The sequence below is a fragment of the Streptomyces kebangsaanensis genome (assembly GCF_001906585.1).
Lineage (GTDB): Bacteria > Actinomycetota > Actinomycetes > Streptomycetales > Streptomycetaceae > Streptomyces > Streptomyces kebangsaanensis.
Genome location: NZ_JUJA01000088.1, coordinates 47,897 through 64,930, shown reverse-complemented (window position 1 = coordinate 64,930; position 17,034 = coordinate 47,897). Strand labels below are relative to the sequence as shown.

Below are 17,034 nucleotides of genomic sequence, written 5' to 3'. Positions count from 1 at the left end.
GGGGGCGGCGGAGCCGTACGCGGTCCCGGGCGCGGTGGGCGACGCCGTGCAGACCGTCGGGCGCGTACAGCAGGACCAGGACGATCACGGCGCCGTAGAGGTAGCGGGCGGCCTCGGTGGGACCCGCGAATCCCTCGGCCGAACCGGGGGCGGTCACCAGCGGGAGCCGGTCGGCGTAGCGGGTCATCAGCAGAGGGAGCGCGGTGACGAAGACGGCGCCCGCGGTGGCTCCGGCGACCGAGCCCAGACCGCCGATGACGATCATGGCGAGGTAGTCGACGGAGAGGGCGAGGGAGAAGTAGTCCGGGACGACGCGGCGGAAGACGAGTGCCAGGAGAACGCCTGCCAGACCCGCGTACAGGGACGACACCACGAAGGCCGCCGAGCGGTGCCGGGCCACGTCGACGCCCATCACCGCGGCCGCGGTCTCGCTGTCGCGCAGGGCGGCCAGGGCCCGGCCGGGGCGCCCGCGCAGCAGGCCGCGGGCGGTGAACCAGGTGAACGCGAACAGTGCCAGGCCCAGGAACCACAGCCGTTCCTCGGCGCCGAACGGCACGCCGAGCACGGTCAGTTCGGGGTCGCCGGCCCCGAAGGTGAACCCGCCGAGCGTGAGCGGGGGAACGGAACGGCCGTTGAAGCCGCCGGTGACGGAGTCCGCGGTCAGCAGCACATGGTGGCCGAGGAAGACCAGCGCGAGGGTGGCGATGCCCAGGTAGATGCCGCGCACCCGGCCCGCGACGGGGCTGAACAGCCCGCCCGCCGCTCCGGCGAGCAGGACGGCGAGGAGTGCGGCGAGGGCCGGTGGCAGCCCCGGTCCGGGCTCCCCCGCCAGCCATACGTAGCCGTAGGCGCCGACGGCGAGGAAGAAGGCGTGTCCGAGCGAGAGCTGGCCCGCGGTGCCGGTGAGCAGGGCGAGTCCGACGGCGCCGATGGCCGCGGCCATGGAGAACAGGCCGATCCGCAGCCAGAAGGCGTCCAGGTAGAACGGCGGAAGGCACAGCGCGACGGCAAGCAGCGCGATCCCTGCCCGGCGGCTCGTCAGGCCGTCGAGGAAACGGTCAGACACGGGCCGCTCCCTTCGCGCCGAACAGCCCGTTGGGCCGTATCAGGAGCACCAGCAGCATCACGGCGTACGGGGCGACGTCGCCGAACCCCTCGCCGAGCAGGTGCAGGTCGGTCTGGTGTCCGACGACGAGCGCCTCGGTCAGGCCGATGAGCAGGCTGCCCGCGAGGGCGCCGGCCGGGGAGGCCAGCCCGCCGAGGATCGCGGCCGGGAACGCGTTGAGCGCGATCTGGCCGGTGGTGCGCTCCAGGCCCGGCGCCGGGAACGCGGCGAGGAACACCGCGGCCAGTGCGGCGAGCGCGCCCGCCAGGCACCAGGCGCCCGCGCGCACCCGGCTGAGCCGTACGCCCATGAGGGCGGCGGCCTCCAGGTCCTCCGCCGCCGCCCGCAGGGACAGCCCCCAGGCGGTGAACCGGAAGAGCGCGAACACCGCGCCGATGACCACGGCGGACACCAGGACCGCGGCGAGCCGGCTGTCGGCGACGGTCACCGGTCCGAGTGCGGTCACCGAGTCGCCCCACGGGTCGCCCAGCGACAGCAGGTCGCCGCCGATGCGCCGGGCCAGGTCGGTCAGCAGGACGATGTCGATGCCGATGGTGATGATGGTCTGCACGTGGGCGGAGTGGGCGTTCCGGCCGCCGCGCTGCAGCAGGAACCGGTCGAGAACGCCCGCGAGGGCGGCGGTCGCGAGGACCGCCGACGCCAGGGCACCGGCGAAGCCGAGGTCGTCGTGGAGGACGGCGGTGAGGTACCCGCCGAACAGGAGAAGTGAGCCGTGGGCGAAGTTGAGGACGCCCGAGGCCTTGAAGATGACGACGAAGCCGAGGGCGATCAGCGCGTAGACCGAGCCGAGGGCGAGTCCGCCGAGGAGGTCGTCGAGGAACCCGGTCATGCGGCGTCCTCCGCCTGTGCGTCGGCGCCGAGGTAGGCGCGCAGCACCTCGGGGTCCTGGCGGACCTCGTCCGGGGTGCCGTGGGCGAGGGGCCGGCCGAAGTCGAGCACGGTGACGTCGTCGGCGAGGCGCATGACCAGGCCCATGTCGTGCTCCACGAGGACGATGGACAGCCCGAGTTCGGCTCGCAGATCGCCTATGACCCCGGCCGTGCGGGCCCGTTCGGCGGCGTTCATGCCGGCCACGGGTTCGTCGAGAAGCAGCACACGTGGCTCCAGACAGAGGGCGCGGGCGAGTTCCACGCGTTTGCGGTCGCCGTACGACAGCAGCGCCACCGGACTGCCGAGGTGCCGGCCGAGGCCGGTGAGTCCGGCGATCTCGCGCACCCGGTCGAGGTGCTCGCGCTGCTCCCGCACGGCTCGCGGCAGGCGCAGCGCGCTCGCGGCGAAGCCGGCACGGGACAGGGCGTGGCGGCCGAGCATCAGGTTGTCGGCGACGGTGCCACGGGTGGTGACGATGTTCTGGAAGGTACGGGCCACGCCGAGCGCGGCGATGCGGTGCGGGGCGAGCCGGGTCAGTTCGGTGCCGCCGAGCGTCACCGAGCCGGCGGCCGGGCGGCACAGGCCGGACAGCACGTTGAAGCAGGTCGACTTGCCGGCGCCGTTGGGTCCGATGAGCGCGTGCACCGAGCCGGGCGTGACGGTGAGGGAGACCCCGTCGAGTGCGGTGAGTCCGGCGAAGCGCACGGTCACGTCCCGTACGTCGAGCACGGGCGGTACGGCCGGGGTGCGGTCGTTCACGCGGCCCCCTGGTCCTCGGCCGCCTCGCCCAGGTAGAGGCGGCGCACGGCGTCGGTGCGGGCGAGTTCGCCGGCGGGGCCGGACAGGCGGGTCTCGCCGACCTCCAGGACATGGGCGTGGTCGGCGAGGGAGAGCGCCATGCCCGCGTTCTGCTCGACCAGCAGCACGGCGGTGCCCTGGGCGTTGATCTCACGGATCACCTCGGCGATCCGGTGCACCATCTGCGGGGCCAGGCCGAGTGAGGGCTCGTCGAGGAGGAGCAGACGGGGGGCTGCCATCAGGGCGCGGCCGATGGCGAGCATCTGCTGCTCGCCCCCGGACAGCAGGCCGGCGGCCTGGTGGGTGCGCTCCGCGAGCCGGGGGAAGAGCGCGAACACACGGGCACGGGCCTCCTGGACCTGTGCCCGGCCGCGCCGGCCGAGCCCGAGTCCGCCGCTGCGCAGGTTCTCGTCGACCGAGAGCCCGGCGAACACCCGCCGGCCCTCGGGGACCTGAACGACTCCGGCGCGTACCGCCGCCACCGGGTCCTTGCCGTCGAGCACCGTGTCGCCGTAGCGGATACGGCCGCCCGTGATCGCGCCACGGTGCAGGCGCAGTGTGCCGGACACGGCCCTCAGCAGGGTCGTCTTGCCGGCACCGTTGGCGCCGAGCAGCGTCACGACACCGCCGTGCGGCACGGTCAGGGACACGGAGCGGAGCGCGGACAGGGCGCGCCCGTACGTCACGTCGCCCTTCTCGACGTGCAGCGCGGGCCGGTCCTCCGGTGGTGCTGCGGGCATCACGGCTCCTCGGGGCCGTGCCGCGGGGCGGCAACGGCTTCGGGGGATGGGAGGCTCACAACAGCACGGGCGCGAGTGGGCGGTACAGGCCTTCCGGCCGGGGTCGCTGCGCTGTCCCAACGGGGGTGGGCGGGAGTTGTGCGGATGCCCAGGCGGGTGGCGGGCCGACGCTCCGGGCGGGAGCCCGTCTCCGGCCGGTTGCCCACCGCACCGCGTCGGGCCGTACAACACGCCTGGCCGCACAGCGCGTTCCGGCCGTGTGGGCCGACGCTCCCGGAGGCCCTCGAGGACGGAGGCACACCGCGGTGCGCCCCGGGACCGGCCGGACGACGCCGAGCGGCACCCAGGGGGCCGGCCGGACGACGCCGAGCGGCGGCACGCGCGGCCGAGGCACCGCGGCCGGCCCGCCCCCGCAGACGTCCCTCAGGCTCCCCCGCGGGGTCACCACCCGCGCGTACGGGGTCGGTCCGCGCGTGCGGCCGGGTGGCCCGGTCCGGTCAGCGCGGGGGGCGTGGGAGCAGTGTGCGGGCGGTCAGGGCGAGGGTCACCTCGACCAGGTCGGAGGGGCGGGAGAGGGAGCACCCGGTCAGTTGCTCGTAACGGCGCAGACGGTTGAGGACGGTGTTGCGGTGGCAGTACAGCCGTCGGCTCGCCCGCTGAGCCGAGCCGTCGCAGGCCAGCCAGGTGGCCAGGGTGTCCAGCAGGACCTCCGCGTCGGCGGGTTCGAGGTCCGCCAGCGGACCGAACACCCGGTCGGCGAGCGCGGCGCCGAGTCCGGGGGACGACACCACCAGCGCCGCGGGCAGGTGTTCGGGCAGACGGACCGTGCCGCCGGTCTCCGGGCACAGGCTCAGCGCGGTGTCCGCCAGTCTGCGCGCCTCCCCCACGGCGGCCAGTCCCCGCACGGCGCTGCCGACGCCCACCCGTGTCCCCGGTGCCTGCTCGTCCGGCACCACCGGCTCCGCGCCGTCCTCGACCAGGACGATGCCGTAGTGCGCGTCCACGCCCGTGTGCCAGTGCACGCGTGCACCGGGGACGAGGGCCGCTCGGGCACGCGGGCATGCCGTGAGCCGAGCGCCGCCGACCGCGACGACCAGGTACCGGCCGTGCTCCGGCAGGTTGAGTGCCAGGGCCGCCTCGGGCAGGTCGGCGATGCGACTGGTGCCGTCCAGCAGTGTCCCGGCCAGCAACCGCACGCGGTTCTCCCGCCGCCAGGCGAGGTGCCGCTCGGTGTGCCGGTAGCCGTCGGCCACGAGGGTGCAGTGCTCGTCGACGAATTCCCACACGTCGGACGCCACGTGCACCAGCAGCCGTACGTCCTCGGGGGCCGACCGGGAGGTCTCGTCGACGAGGCTCTGCCACACCAGTGAGCCGCCCAGCCGGAAGGCGTGAAGCAGCGCGTCCAGCGGCAGCCCCTGCTCGGCACGCGTGGCACCGATCCTCCAGGAGCAGCGGCGTGCCGCGTCCCGGGTGCCGCACGGGTCCAGCAGAGAGGTGACGCTGTACCGCAGCGAGCGGTGCGCTTCCTGCCAGACGCCGGTGGCGTCCTCCTCCACCGCCGCCCGGTACGCGGGCTCCTGCTCCTGCAGCAGGGCGAGCAGGCGGTCGGTGAGCCGGGGCAGGTCGTCCAGCAGTACGCGGGCGGCACCGTGCAGCACGCGCAGCGCGTCGGCGTCGATCAGCGACCGCACGCGCCGTGCCCGGGTCCGCGGCGCGGGCACGGGTCCGTGGCGAAGCAGAGTACGTGGCCGTGCGGCATGTTGCATGACGCATCTCCCCCAGGGTCGGCTTCCGGCGGCGCCCGCGCGGCGATCCCCGTACCGGCGCCCGGCCGGCCGCGGAACCCGTGGGCCGGCCGCCACCTGATCGTCCTGCCCGAAGGATGGCATACCGTCCGGTCGGTCCCTAGAGCTGTGCACCGGTCTTTTCCGCCCGCACCGCCTGTTCGACCAGTCGCACCAGTTCGACCCGTGAGCGGACACCGAGCGTGGCGAAGACGTTCCGCAAGTGATAGTCGACCGTGCGCGTGCTGACGGACAGGCTGAGCGCCACCTCCCGGTTGGTGGCGCCCTCGGCCACACACCGTGCGATACGCAGTTGCTGCGGGGTCAGCCTGGACAGCTCCCCCGCTCCGTGCCGGGACGGCTCCCCGGTCCCCGCCCCGCCCGGGGCCGCTCCGTTGGCGCGCAGTTCCGCGGCTGCCTGCTGCACCCACGGATGCGCGCCGCAGCGCTCGAAGCCCACCAGCGCCTCCCCCAGACGCACCCGTGCCTCGCGCAGCCGGCGTCGGCGTCTCAGCCACTTGCCGTACAGCAGTCCGGTGCGGGCCCGCTCGAAATCACCGGCCGTCTCCTCATGCCGGTCCAGGGCACGCCGGTACAGCTCGCCCGCCGCCTCCGGTGCTGCCAGCAGGGCGCGGCAGCGCAGGAGCTGGGCGGGGGCCTGCGGGTCGGCGCCACAGGCCGCCCAGAGGGCGAAGTCCTGAACCACCGTGCGGGCGTGCTCGGGTCGGCCGGCGAGTGCCGCGGCCTCCACGAAGCAGGGAACGGCGAGCATCCACACCGCGAAGTGCCCGCGCCGCGCACCGGGCAGTACCAGCGGACCGAGCCGGTCGGCGGCTTCGCGGGGGCGGCCGGCGCCCAGGTCGGCACGGGCCGCCGCCCATTGGGCGAGCGTGGCGGCCTGGGCCAGTCCGTGCCGCCGGGCCGTGGAGAGCGCCGCCGTCACCTGCTCGGCAACGTGTTCCCTCTCTCCCTCGATCGACGCCGCGAGGGCCAGGACCGCGTGGTGGTGGGCCGCGGTGTTGCGCTGTCCGGTCCGCCGCGCGGTGCGCAGCCCCTGCTCGGCGTGGGTGCGGGCGAGCTGGTGCCGGCCGGCGCGCAGTTCGGCGTAGGCCAGGTACTCCAGTGCCCTCGCTTCGAGGGCGGCGGACCCGAGGGTCCGGGCCGCCGCAAGCGCCCGTGCCCCGGCCCGGCGGGCGGCGGTCACGTCGCCGAGCATCAGGGCCGCGGCGGCCGAACGCAGCAGCCGTTCGGGCCCGGAGGCGGGCCGGCCCCGCTCGACCACGCGTTTCAGTGGATCGGCGGCGAGGCCGAAGCGTCCCAGGAGGACTGCGCGCATGCCGTCGCGGTAGTCGCGGAGCAGTGCGGGGTGCTCGGGACGGGGCAGTGCCGCACTGCTGCTGCGGGCAGTGCCCAGGACGGCGCTGGTGCCGTCGACGGCGGTGCCGGTCGCTGCCGCGGCGGTCCCGTCGGCTGCGGGACCGCCAGTGCCTTCGTCAGCGGCGGGGGTGCCGTGTCCGAGTGCCGTGAGGCAGGCCGTCAGGTCACCGGCGGCCCACGCCGCGTCCGCCGCGCCGAGGCCGGCGACGGCGGCCTCCTCCGGGCTGCGATCCGCCAGGAGACTGGCGGCGAGCAGGAAGGACTCGCGGGCGTCGTCCACCGGACCGTCCGTCAGCAGCACCCCGCCCCGCAGCAGTTCGGCACGGCCACGGACCGCCGCGGGTGCCGGGCCGCTCCCCGCGGCGTCGAGCAGACGCAGGGCCTCGGACGAGTGCCCCGCGAGCAGGGCCTGCCCCGCGGCGGCCGTGTACCGGTGCACACGCTCCGCGCCGTCCGGCGTCAGTTCGGCGGCCCGCACTCGGGCCGTGCGGCGCAGGCCGGGTGGCGTCGCGGACGCCGGGTCGGCCGCCGCGGCCGCCAGTTCGGCCGCGAGGACGGGAGCGGGGCCCGTGACGGTCCACGAGCGGTGCAGCAGCGCGGGGACCGTGTGCGCGTCGGAGAGTACTCCGGCCAGGGCCCGGTGCGCGGCGCGGCGGTGCTCGGGCGGCGCACCGGCGTACACCGCCCTGCCGAGCAGCGCACTGCGGAACCGGAGCCGGCCCTCGGCCAGGAGGAGCGTCTCGGGCCACCGCCCTGTGCACAACGGCGCGTCGGCCGACGTCGTGGCACGCCACGCCTCCGGGGCGGGTACGCCCGCGGACCACCCGGCACAGCTGTCCACTGCCCGTCGTACGAGCTCCGCCTCCGCGTCCGGCTCACCGGTGGCCCGCAGGGCGGCCGCGACCGCCAGCAGCAGGCCGGTCCGGTCCGGCGGCAGACCGGTCAGGCACCGCCCCGCGACGGCGGTCAGCGCCTCGGCGTCGGCCAAGGGGTGGGGAAGCGCGCGGTGGCCGCGGAGCTGGGCGGGCGACAGACGACGGGTCAGGGCCAGCAGCAGGGCGGGGTTGCCCTGCGCCTCCGTCACCAGCTCGTCGCAGACGGCCGGTTCGACGGCACCGTCCGTCACATCGTGCAGCAGGGCCGCCGCGTCCCCCGGTTGGAGCGGGCCGAGGCGCAGCACGGGCAGTCCTGCCCACTCGCGGTCGACGGGCCGGTGTCCGGGCACGGTGAGGAGCAGGCCCGCCCGGCCGCCCTCCGAGTGCACCCGTGCGGCCACGTACCCCAGCGCGGCGCGCGAGGCGCTGTCCCACAGGTGCACGTCGTCGACGCACACCAGAAGGGGTGTTTCGGCGGCCTTCGCGTCCACGGCGGCGAGGAGCGCCTTCGCCGCGGTCCCGTCACCGGGAAGGTCCACGGAACGGCCGGCGGCGTGGAGCAGGGTGCGCAGCCCGCTGTGGGGCCGGGCGGAGCGGGCCGGGTCGGCCCGGACGTACCACACGGCTCCGGCGCGCGGGCAACGGGAGACGAAGTCGAGGAAGGCCGTGCGGCCGCAACCGGGTTCACCGGTCACGACACGGACGCCGCCGCCGGCGTGCAGTGTGTCCAGCAGTTCGGCGACCTCCTGCCGCTCCGGTCCCGCGTGATACCGGAGCGAAGCGGGTCCCGGGAGCCTCTGTCTGGTCATCTCCGCGACGTTACTCACGCGTAATGGACGACGGAAGGCGTCCGTCCGCGCCTCGAAGCCGGCTCATCCGCCGCTCCACCAGCGGGTTGTGCATCCGCAGGGAGGAAGCGGAGTGTGCCGCGGCCCAGGCCCGGTGACCCGCGGCGGTGCACCCGCACAGCACCGGTGGCGGCCCGCGCCGTGCGCGGGCCGCCACCGGGTCGGGGTCCAGCAGTGCGTCAGGAGGTGTGCGGGCAGTTGCCCCGGGACTCCTCGATCGTCAGGCTCGGCCGTGGCAGCGGGCACAGGAACTGCTCGTAACGGGTGTCTTTGTCGATGAACCGCTTCAGCCACGAAATGCTGTACTTCGCGATCGTCGTGTTGGACGAGTTGGGCGTGAAGTGGGTGGCGTTGTTCAGCTCCAGGTAGGCCCGGTCCAGTGAGGACGGCAGGCCGTTGTACAAGGGCTTGGCGTGGGTGGCGACCGGGGCGACCGTGTCGCCGTCGGCCCCGAAGACCAGGGTGGGTGTCCTGACCTCGGGCCAGGTCTTGTCGAGGTTCCAGGGCGTCAGCGGGACCGCGGCCCGGAGCGAGGAGCGCTTCTTGGCGGCTTCGAGGGTGCCGCCACCGCCCATCGAGTGGCCCATGACGCCGAGCCGGCTGCTGTCGATGCGGCTGCGGACCGCGCTGCGGCCGGTGAGGTAGTCGAGTGCGGCGAGCAGCTGGTCGCCGCGGGAGGCGGGCTGGTCGAGGGTGGTGTTCGTGTCGATGGTGAAGACGACGAAGCCCTGGGAGGCCAGGCGCGGGCCCAGCCAGGCGATGGAGGACTGGTAGGCGGTGTAGCCGGGCGAGACGGCGATCGCGCCGAAGGTGCCGTCGGCGGTACTCGTCGGGTAGTAGATGGTGCCGCCGCCGAAGCCCGTGACGGAGAGCGAGGAGACGGAGATCTCCGAGACGGCGTACGGGCCGCGCAGTGCCTCGATGCTGGAGTCGGTCGGCGCCGGGCCGCGCTGGTAGGGGTTGTCCGCGGCGTGGACGCCGGGGCCGGTGAGGGTGGTGAGGCCGACGACGGCGGCGACGGTCGCGGCCAGTCCGGCGATCCGGCGGGTCCTGCTCCGTCCGGCACGGAGCGGCAGCGGGTTCGCGGTCGAGCCGGCGGTGCGGGTGGGGGGGTGCTGCTGCACGACGAGTGGTCCTCTCTGTCGCGGCGAGCCGCCGGTCCGGCCGGTGCGCGGGGACACGGCAGGGGTTGTGTCCACGCACCGGCCGGAGGCGTCGCCGATGGGCTGGCGGTGCCACTGTCGGAGAGGAAGGGACCGGTGCGGACCGGCAAGTTCACCGGTCTCGTGCGCCGCGCGGGTCGGGTCGTGGGCTACGAGAACGAGGTGCTCACCGGCCGGGCCGCGGGCGATCGCAGGGCAGCGCGAGGGCACGCACCGTGCACGGTCCGGCCCGTCGGCCCGGGGACGCCGCCGGTCATCGACGCCGACCGGTCCGTCGGCTCGACCACCGCCGTCCTGTTCCCGGGGCCGTGTGTGCGGCCTACGGCCGGCTGATGGCCGACCGCGGCTTGCAGACCCGCCGGCCTCACCACTCGGCCGAGCCTCGAAAGCCGTTGTCCGGCCGGCGGCGCGCCGGCGGAGACGACGTCACGGTCCCGGGCGGGCGCACGACGTCCGGACGGCAGGCCGGGCTCCGTCCGCCCGGCTGTGAAAAAGCAGTCCTCGACTGTGAGGGTTCGGTGCACCCGGAGGCAATGGCCACCTCTCCCTCGGAGACGGCTTGACCATATAAGTGGCGTATGCCGCGCAATCAGCGATCGGATTGCGGAGTCGGCCGAGTGCGGTCTCTCGCGGTTGCGAAGGGTCCCCTATGTGGGTGATAGCATCCCCCCGTCTGTGACTTTGGCCCACTCGGCCAGGCGCTGCATTGAGGTCGGCCCGCGCTCGGCGCAACGGCGGTCGAGTCGTTCTGAGCGGTTGTGCCACGGAATCCCGTGAGGTACATCCGCCGACGGCTGCAGGCAACACGCCAGGAAAGGTTTCCATGAATCAAGACGCACTTGTTTGGTGCCTGGTTGCAGCGGTGGCGGTCTCCGTTGCAGCGGCCCTGGTGCTCAATCGCCGCAACAAGGCCATAGCGGCGAAAAAGAGCCAGGTCGAGGCCACCATGACACAGAAGCTCAGTGAGACCGAGGGACAACTTGCTACTGTATGGGCCGAGTTGCAACAGCACAAGGCCCAGCATGCCGAGACCATCCGGGAAGCCGAGGAGGCGGCGGAGGAAAGCACCAAAGCCGTCCTCAAGGGCTCCGCGCGCTTTTTGCAGAGCCTCGCCGCGGAGCAGTTGGCGCTTCTCGAGGAAATCCAGCGCAAATACGGCGGTCACGCAGTCCTGGGCGATCTGCTGGAAGTCAACCACGCCAATGCACAAATGGCGCGCAAGGCACAGGGCATTGCGGTGATGTGTGGTGCGCCGCTGGGCCGCCGCAGCAAAGCCGCGAGCGTTTATGACGTAGTGCGCAGCGCGCAGGGACAGATTCGCAATTTCCGGCGTGTCGAAATCATGCAGCAGACCGGTTTCGCACTGAAGGCGTCCGCCGTTTCTCCTGTTGCGCTTGCCGTGGCCGAGCTTCTTGACAATGCTGCCAGCTTTTCTCAGCAGGGGTCGCCGATCGAGGTGACTTTCCAGCGGGTGCAGAAGAACCTGTGCATCGTGATCGACGACGCCGGCGTCGGCATGGGCGACGAGGACCGGCAGAAGGCGTCCGCGCTGCTCTCCGGTGACCACCGCTCCCGTCTGTCGCAGCTGGGCAACCAGCCGAAGTTCGGTTTCCCCGTCATCGGTCTGCTGGCACAGCAGTACGGCTTCCGTGTGGACGTCACCGGCATATCCCGTTACGGAGGTGTTCGCGCGGTCGTGTTGCTGCCCGAGGAGCTGTGGACCGAGGAAGAGACCGCACCGGCCGAGGCGCCCCAGCTCAGCAGCATCCACGGCACCCCGGCCCGCCCGGAGTCCGCCGCGCGTACCGCGCACGGTCTGCCCCGGCGAGGAGCGCGCCAGGTGCCCATCGCGAGCGTTCCCGACCGGGACGACACGGCGGCCCCGCCCGTCGCGGCACCGGAAGAGGCCGGCCGCGCCGCCGGCCGCAGCCTGGGAGCCTTCCAGCGCGGCACGCTCTCGGGCCGGAATCTCGCCCCGGCACCGTTCGAAGGGTCCGATGACGCATGAGCACAGACCTGTCGTGGATGCTCGACGACATCGTGGACAACGTGCCGAAGGCGCGGCACGCCGTCCTGCTGTCCGCGGACGGCCTCCCCCGCGGAGCGACCGACGGCATGTCCCGGAAGGACGTGAGAACCATCTCCGCCGCCATGGCGGGGATGCAGTCGCTCAGCCGGGCGACCTCCCACTTCGCGGGGCCGGGAGAAGACAGGCAGTGGAACCAGACGATCATCGAGTTCTCGCACGGCTGGATCTTCCTGATCGGCGCGGGGCAGGGGGCGTACCTGGCCGCGGCCGCGGAGCCCGATGTCGACATGCAGCAGATCTCCTTCTGCATGCACCGGCTCGTCGCCAGGCTCGGCAACAACCTCACCTCGCTGCCCAGAGTGGACGCCCAGGACCCGGCCGAGCGGCCTGAGCGCGGCGAGGACCGGCAGGAGGCCGCCGGCAGGGCCGGGGTCGCCATCACCGACCTCGACGAGGCGGTCGCCGAGGTGCAGGGCGCCCGTCACGCCGTGCTGCTGGGCGCCGACGGGCTGCCCCGCGGCGCGACCACGGGGATGAACCAGGACCTGGCGGACACGATCTCGGCGGCGATGACGGGGATCCACGCCTACAGCCGCGCCACGTCGCAGTTCGCCGGCGCGCACGAGGGCACGCAGTGGAGGCAGACCGTGATCGAGTTCCAGCACGGCTGGATCTTCCTGATCTCGGCGGGCCGCGGCGCCTTCCTCGCCGCGGCGGCCGAACACGACGCGGACATCGAGGAGTTCACGACCCGTCTGCATCAGGTGGTACCCCGCCTGGACGCATACCTGGCACCCCGCGGGATGGTGAGCAGCAAGTGAGGGACGAACCGGACCACGACCTGGAGCTGACCTCTCCCTTAGTGCCACTCTTCGTGATCACGAACGGGCGTTCCCTGCCCCCGGAGCACGTGTACGAGCGCACCACCCTCGTGTCCGCGCACGAGGGCGCCTCCGCCGCCGCTCGCACGCTTTCCCCCGAGGCCCGCCTGGTTCTGGACCTGGTCATGGACGGCTTCCTGTCCGTCGCCGAAGTGGCCGCTCATACGCACCTGCCCCTGGGGATCGTCCGGATTCTCCTGGCGGAGCTGGAGGAGAGCGGTCTCGTCATCACGAGGAAGCCTGTTCCCCGTGCCGAACGTGCCGATCGAGAACTCCTCAACGCGGTGCTCGACGGCCTCAAAGCCCGATTCGGAGCGTGATTCGTGTACCTGGATTCAGGCGTCTCCACCGCGGTGAAGATCCTTGTGGTGGGGCACTTCGGGGTCGGGAAGACCACGTGCATCGGAAGCATCTCCGAGATCGAGCCGCTGCGCACCGAAGAGGAAATCACCGAAGCCAGCATAGGATTTGATGATCTTTCTGGAACTCCGGACAAGACCACCACGACGGTGGCGATGGACTTCGGCCGGCTGACCATCAGCGACGAAGTGGTGCTCTATCTCTTCGGCACGCCCGGGCAGGAACGTTTCAAGGAGATGTGGGAGGAGCTGTCCCGGGGCGCGCTGGGCGCCCTGGTCCTCGTCGACCCCGAACGGCTGTCCGACTCCTTCCCCGTCCTGGACCTGGTCGAGCGGTTCGGCCTGACGTACGCCATCGGCGTCAACCACTTCGACGGCACCACCACCTACCCGCTCTCGGAGGTGCGCGAGGCGCTGAACCTGTCGGCGGAGACGCCCGTCGTCACCTGCGACGTACGGGACCAGCGCTCGGCGGCGCAGGCTCTCATCACCCTCGTGAACCACCTTCTGTCCCTCATCGACTAGGAGCCACCCCACATGCAGCAGAGTCCCGGCATACAGGGGCCACCACCCGGCTGCCCCGCGCACGGAAACGTCCAGCTCTACGGCCCTCGGTTCGGCTCCGACCCCGACGGCCACTACGAACACCTGCGCGCCCTGGGCCCGAGCGCGCCGGCCGACATCGCCCCCGGGGTGCAGGTCGAGCTGGTCACCAGCTACGACGCCGCCCTGTACATCCTGCAGAACCCCGCTTCGTTCGTCAGGGACTCGCGGCGCTGGAACGCGCTGAACGAAGGACGCGTCCCCGAGGACAGTCCGGCCCTGCCGATGATGGGCTACCGGCCCAACGCGCTGTTCAGCGACGGCGCGGCGCACGCCCGGCTGCGCCAGGCGGTCACCGACAGTCTGGCCGGCGTCAACGAGCTTCAGCTGGTGCGGCAGACCCAGCAGTCCGCCGACTACCTGATCAGCCGGTTCAGCACGGACCGCCTCGGCCAGGCGGAGTTGATGGCCGACTACGCCCACCCTCTGCCGCTGCTGGTCTTCAGCGACCTGTTCGGGTGTCCGCCCGAGATCGGCGACCGCGTCATCGTGGGGATCAGCGGCATCTTCGACGGCACCCCCGACGCCGACCAGGTGCTGGGCGGTGCGCTCGCCGAGCTGATCGCCCTCAAACGGCGCCGTCCGGGGCAGGACCTGACGACCCGTCTGATGGAGCACTCCGCGCAGCTGACCGACGAGGAGGTGCTGCACCAGCTCGTGACGCTGCTCTCCGGAGGCACCGCGCCCCTGTCGGCGGCCATCGGCACCAGCAGCGCCCTGATCCTGGACGAGGACTGGGAGTCCGGGCTGCCGGTCGAGGACGCGGTCACCCGGGTCCTGTGGAACTACGCGCCGATCGCCAACTACGCGGCCCACTACCCCACCCACGACGTGGAGTTGGGGAACAGGACGCTCAAGGCGAACGACCCGGTGCTGATCTCCTTCGCGGCGGCCAACACCGATCCCCGGCTGGCCGAACACCGCGAGCAGCTCAGCGCCAAGGCCCATCTGGCCTTCGGGGCCGGCCCGCACGCCTGTCCCGCCAGGGACGCCGCGTTCATGATCGCCGTCACCGCCGTCGAGTCGCTGCTCAACCGGTTGCCGGACGTCGAAGTGCGCGTGCCGTTCAAGGACTTGAACTGGGTTCCGGCTCCGTGGAGCCGCTCCCTGGTGACCCTCCCGGTCCGGTTCACGCCCCGTGCGGTGGCTCCGGTGCCCCCGCAGACACAGCCGCAGCCCCGGACGCCGGAGGCGACCGTGCCCTCCGCCCCTCTCGCCCCGGCGTCCGTGCCGAGGCCTGCGGCGATGCCCGCGACCAGGCCCAAGGCAGGACTCTTCAGCCGATTTCTGGCATGGACCCGAGGAGAGTGACGTAGTCAACTATCCAGAGGCATAGTCATCTCGTATGTTCCGATCATCGTCAGGGTAGGCATGGCGGCTGATACTCAGGAAGGAGCCGTCGTGGAGACTGCGGTATCGCCGCCACCCGACAGACGTTTCGCCGTTTCGCTCTTCTCGCGTCTGCGAACAGCGAAGGGCCAGGCCAATCCCTTTCCGATCTACGCGGAGCTGAGAGCGAGGGGCCCGGTCGTCGCAGCGCCCTGGGGAGGGCACCTGGTCACCGGATTCGATCTGTGCGACCGGGTCCTGCGCAACCGTGACTGGCTGGAACCCGACGCACGGTGGCGGGAGCAGCAGGGAGACGGCACACGCTGGACGGCACCGTCCTCGCGTGAGATGAGCCGGACACTGCCCGCGCTCAACCCGCCCGAGCACACCTGGGTGCGCCGGTCGGCGGGCATGTTCGACCGCACCTCCCTGCAGGAGATCAGCGGAACGGTCGGCCGCACCACGACCAGGCTCCTCGACACCCTCGGCGAGCGGCTGCGCGACCGCGAGGCCGACTTCAACGCCCTGGTGAGCGAGGAGCTGCCGATCGCCACCATCGGGTACTGGCTCGGCCTGCCGACCGCGGACTTCCCCCGGCTGCGGGAGCTGACCCACGACCAGGTCTTCACCCAGGAGTTGCTGCCCTCCGCCAGTCAGCTGGCCACGTCCGACGCGGCCACGGCGGAGCTGCGTGCCTACTTCATGGAGTTGGTACGGCACCGGCGCGCCCACCCGGGCGAGGACCCGGTGTCGCGCTGGATCGCCACCTGGGACGCCTTGGAGAGCGATCAGGACAAGGCGGACGAAGCCGTCTACTTCCTCGCCCTGTTCGTGCTGCTGGCGGCCCTGGAGACCACGTCCACGCTGCTGTCGACCATGACGCTGCTGCTCCTGGAGCACCCCCGGCAGTGGGACTGGCTCACCGTCCACCCCGACCTGGTGCCCGCCGCCGTCGAGGAGTCGTTGCGCTACGACCCGCCGACCCACGTGATCAGCCGCGTCGCCTCCCAGGACTGCGCCCTGGGTGGCGTCGAGATACGCAAGGACGAAATGGTCCATCTCATGGTGGGGGCGGCCCATCGCGACCCCGCCAGACACGAGGAACCCGAGTTGTTCAACCTGCACCGCAAACCGGCGCATCTCGCCTTCAGCGGAGGCATCCACTACTGCCTCGGCGCGCCGCTCGCCCGGCTGGAGGCCCAGACCCTCCTTCGCCAGCTGGTCGGGCGGTTCCCCGGCCTCACTCTCGTGCGCCGCCCGGCATGGGCGCCGCGCGTGGCCTTCCGACGCCCGCTGAACCTGGATGTCGCCCTCATATGATGGACATGACCAACGACTTCGCCGACTTCCCGTACAAGGCGCTGCGCGTCGACCGGGAGGGACCGGTCCTGCGGGTCCGGCTCAACCCCTCGGGTCAGGACAGCACGCTGAACATCGCGGCCCTCGACGACCTCATCGCCCTGCTCAACAGCCTCCACGAACGGCCCGACATCCAGGTGCTGGTCCTGTCGGCCCTGGGTGACGACTTCTGCCTCGGCGCCGACCGCGACGAGTACCAGGCGGCGCTGGCCGAGGATCCGACCGGGGCCGCCACGCGCCGCATCGTCGACAAGGCGTACCGCGTGTGCGACGCCCTGGAGACCACCCATGCGGTGACCGTCGCCCGGCTGCACGGCAGGGTCGTCGGCGCCGGCCTCGCACTCGCCTCCTTCTGCGACCTTCGCGCGGGGGCGGACACCTGCCGGTTCCGTATGCCGGAGGTGGGACTGGGCATACCCCCCGCGTGGGGAGGCGCCATGGGCCGCCTGGTCGCCGAGAGCGGAGCCGCCAGGATCCGCGAACTCATGCTGACCGGCGAGCCCTTCGACGCGGCCACCGCTCACCGGATCGGTCTCCTGCACAAGGTGGCGCCTGCCGGCGAACTGGACGCGACCGTCGACGCCTGGGTCAGGCCGCTGGTCCGGCGTTCCCCCGAGGCGCTCACGCTCACCAAGCGCATGCTCGCCGGCTACGCGCGGGCGGACCGCACCGCCGACGTGGCACTGCTCGACGCCCATCTGCTCACCGCGCAGCTCGGCCGGCCCCGGCCACAGCGTGCGGGCCGGCACTCCGCCGCCCCGGTGAGCGGCCCGTGACGGCGTACGCGCGAGAGACCGTTTCCGCGTACGGCCGGCGCGAGTGCGCGGTGCCGCGGTCCGGATAGCACGCCAAGGCCCGGACACCGAACGGCCGTCGGCCCCCGTGGGAAGCCC

At 72.6% G+C, this 17,034-nt stretch carries 15 protein-coding genes; 8 read left to right on the top strand and 7 right to left on the bottom strand.

The features are described 5' to 3' along the window. From RH94_RS13305 to bdeA, 7 genes are all read right to left on the bottom strand, one after another. Positions 1-1,066 (bottom strand): branched-chain amino acid ABC transporter permease (locus RH94_RS13305; protein ID WP_234425738.1); only part of this gene is annotated, 1,066 nt, incomplete at its 3' end. Next, positions 1,059-1,955, bottom strand: coding sequence for a branched-chain amino acid ABC transporter permease (locus RH94_RS13300; RefSeq protein ID WP_073947810.1), 897 nt, complete (start codon positions 1,953-1,955; stop codon positions 1,059-1,061). The genes RH94_RS13300 and RH94_RS13305, both read right to left, overlap by 8 nt. Beyond that, positions 1,952-2,755, bottom strand: a complete 804-nt coding sequence (locus tag RH94_RS13295; protein WP_073947809.1) for an ABC transporter ATP-binding protein — start codon at positions 2,753-2,755, stop codon at positions 1,952-1,954. Before RH94_RS13295 ends, RH94_RS13300 begins: the two co-directional genes overlap by 4 nt. Continuing rightward, positions 2,752-3,534, bottom strand: coding sequence for an ABC transporter ATP-binding protein (locus RH94_RS13290; RefSeq protein WP_073947808.1), 783 nt, complete (start codon positions 3,532-3,534; stop codon positions 2,752-2,754). Before RH94_RS13290 ends, RH94_RS13295 begins: the two co-directional genes overlap by 4 nt. 497 nt (positions 3,535-4,031) lie before the next feature. Continuing rightward, positions 4,032-5,300 carry a PucR family transcriptional regulator gene (locus RH94_RS13285; protein WP_073947807.1) on the bottom strand — a complete coding sequence of 423 codons (1,269 nt, stop codon included), beginning with the start codon at positions 5,298-5,300 and terminating at the stop codon, positions 4,032-4,034. Positions 5,301-5,439: 139 nt separating this feature from the next. Then, a complete protein-coding gene (locus RH94_RS13280) occupies positions 5,440-8,379 on the bottom strand; it encodes a helix-turn-helix transcriptional regulator (protein WP_079189014.1) in 2,940 nt (979 codons plus the stop codon). Positions 8,380-8,597: 218 nt separating this feature from the next. Beyond that, positions 8,598-9,542 carry a bis(hydroxyethyl) terephthalate hydrolase gene (gene bdeA, locus RH94_RS13275; protein ID WP_073947806.1) on the bottom strand — a complete coding sequence of 315 codons (945 nt, stop codon included), beginning with the start codon at positions 9,540-9,542 and terminating at the stop codon, positions 8,598-8,600. Between the two features lie 135 nt (positions 9,543-9,677). Here bdeA and RH94_RS13270 point away from each other — a divergent pair, with 135 nt between their 5' ends. The 8 genes from RH94_RS13270 to RH94_RS13235 all read left to right on the top strand — a co-directional run bounded on the left by RH94_RS13270 (position 9,678) and on the right by RH94_RS13235 (position 16,917). After that, positions 9,678-9,914, top strand: a complete 237-nt coding sequence (locus RH94_RS13270) for a hypothetical protein (RefSeq protein ID WP_073947805.1) — start codon at positions 9,678-9,680, stop codon at positions 9,912-9,914. 490 nt (positions 9,915-10,404) lie between these two features. Then, positions 10,405-11,589 (top strand): ATP-binding protein, encoded by a 1,185-nt coding sequence (locus tag RH94_RS13265; protein WP_073947804.1) that lies wholly within the window; start codon positions 10,405-10,407, stop codon positions 11,587-11,589. Next, positions 11,586-12,431, top strand: a complete 846-nt coding sequence (locus tag RH94_RS13260) for a roadblock/LC7 domain-containing protein (protein ID WP_234425737.1) — start codon at positions 11,586-11,588, stop codon at positions 12,429-12,431. The genes RH94_RS13265 and RH94_RS13260 overlap by 4 nt, the downstream gene beginning before the upstream one ends. Then, the gene (locus tag RH94_RS13255; RefSeq protein ID WP_073947802.1) at positions 12,428-12,811 is read left to right on the top strand and encodes a DUF742 domain-containing protein; all 384 of its coding nucleotides are present in this window, start codon (positions 12,428-12,430) and stop codon (positions 12,809-12,811) included. Before RH94_RS13260 ends, RH94_RS13255 begins: the two co-directional genes overlap by 4 nt. A gap of 3 nt (positions 12,812-12,814) precedes the next feature. Then, a complete protein-coding gene (locus RH94_RS13250; RefSeq protein WP_073947801.1) occupies positions 12,815-13,375 on the top strand; it encodes a GTP-binding protein in 561 nt (186 codons plus the stop codon). A 12-nt stretch (positions 13,376-13,387) separates the two neighbouring features. Beyond that, entirely contained in the window at positions 13,388-14,764 is a 1,377-nt protein-coding gene (locus RH94_RS13245; protein WP_073947800.1) for a cytochrome P450 family protein, read from the top strand. A gap of 90 nt (positions 14,765-14,854) precedes the next feature. Next, a complete protein-coding gene (locus RH94_RS13240) occupies positions 14,855-16,102 on the top strand; it encodes a cytochrome P450 (RefSeq protein WP_234425736.1) in 1,248 nt (415 codons plus the stop codon). A 5-nt stretch (positions 16,103-16,107) separates the two neighbouring features. Further along, positions 16,108-16,917 carry an enoyl-CoA hydratase/isomerase family protein gene (locus RH94_RS13235; RefSeq protein WP_407697308.1) on the top strand — a complete coding sequence of 270 codons (810 nt, stop codon included), beginning with the start codon at positions 16,108-16,110 and terminating at the stop codon, positions 16,915-16,917. Positions 16,918-17,034: the final 117 nt, after the last annotated feature.

Bases quoted from the DNA above. Each gene is read 5' to 3' on its own strand.
- RH94_RS13300 (WP_073947810.1), bottom strand. From the start codon at position 1,955: ATGACCGGGTTCCTCGACGACCTCCTCGGCGGACTCGCCCTCGGCTCG.
- RH94_RS13235 (WP_407697308.1), top strand. From the start codon at position 16,108: ATGACCAACGACTTCGCCGACTTCCCGTACAAGGCGCTGCGCGTCGAC.
- RH94_RS13290 (WP_073947808.1), bottom strand. From the start codon at position 3,534: ATGCCCGCAGCACCACCGGAGGACCGGCCCGCGCTGCACGTCGAGAAG.
- RH94_RS13245 (WP_073947800.1), top strand. From the start codon at position 13,388: ATGCAGCAGAGTCCCGGCATACAGGGGCCACCACCCGGCTGCCCCGCG.
- RH94_RS13280 (WP_079189014.1), bottom strand. From the start codon at position 8,379: ATGACCAGACAGAGGCTCCCGGGACCCGCTTCGCTCCGGTATCACGCG.
- RH94_RS13260 (WP_234425737.1), top strand. From the start codon at position 11,586: ATGAGCACAGACCTGTCGTGGATGCTCGACGACATCGTGGACAACGTG.
- RH94_RS13265 (WP_073947804.1), top strand. From the start codon at position 10,405: ATGAATCAAGACGCACTTGTTTGGTGCCTGGTTGCAGCGGTGGCGGTC.
- RH94_RS13285 (WP_073947807.1), bottom strand. From the start codon at position 5,300: ATGCAACATGCCGCACGGCCACGTACTCTGCTTCGCCACGGACCCGTG.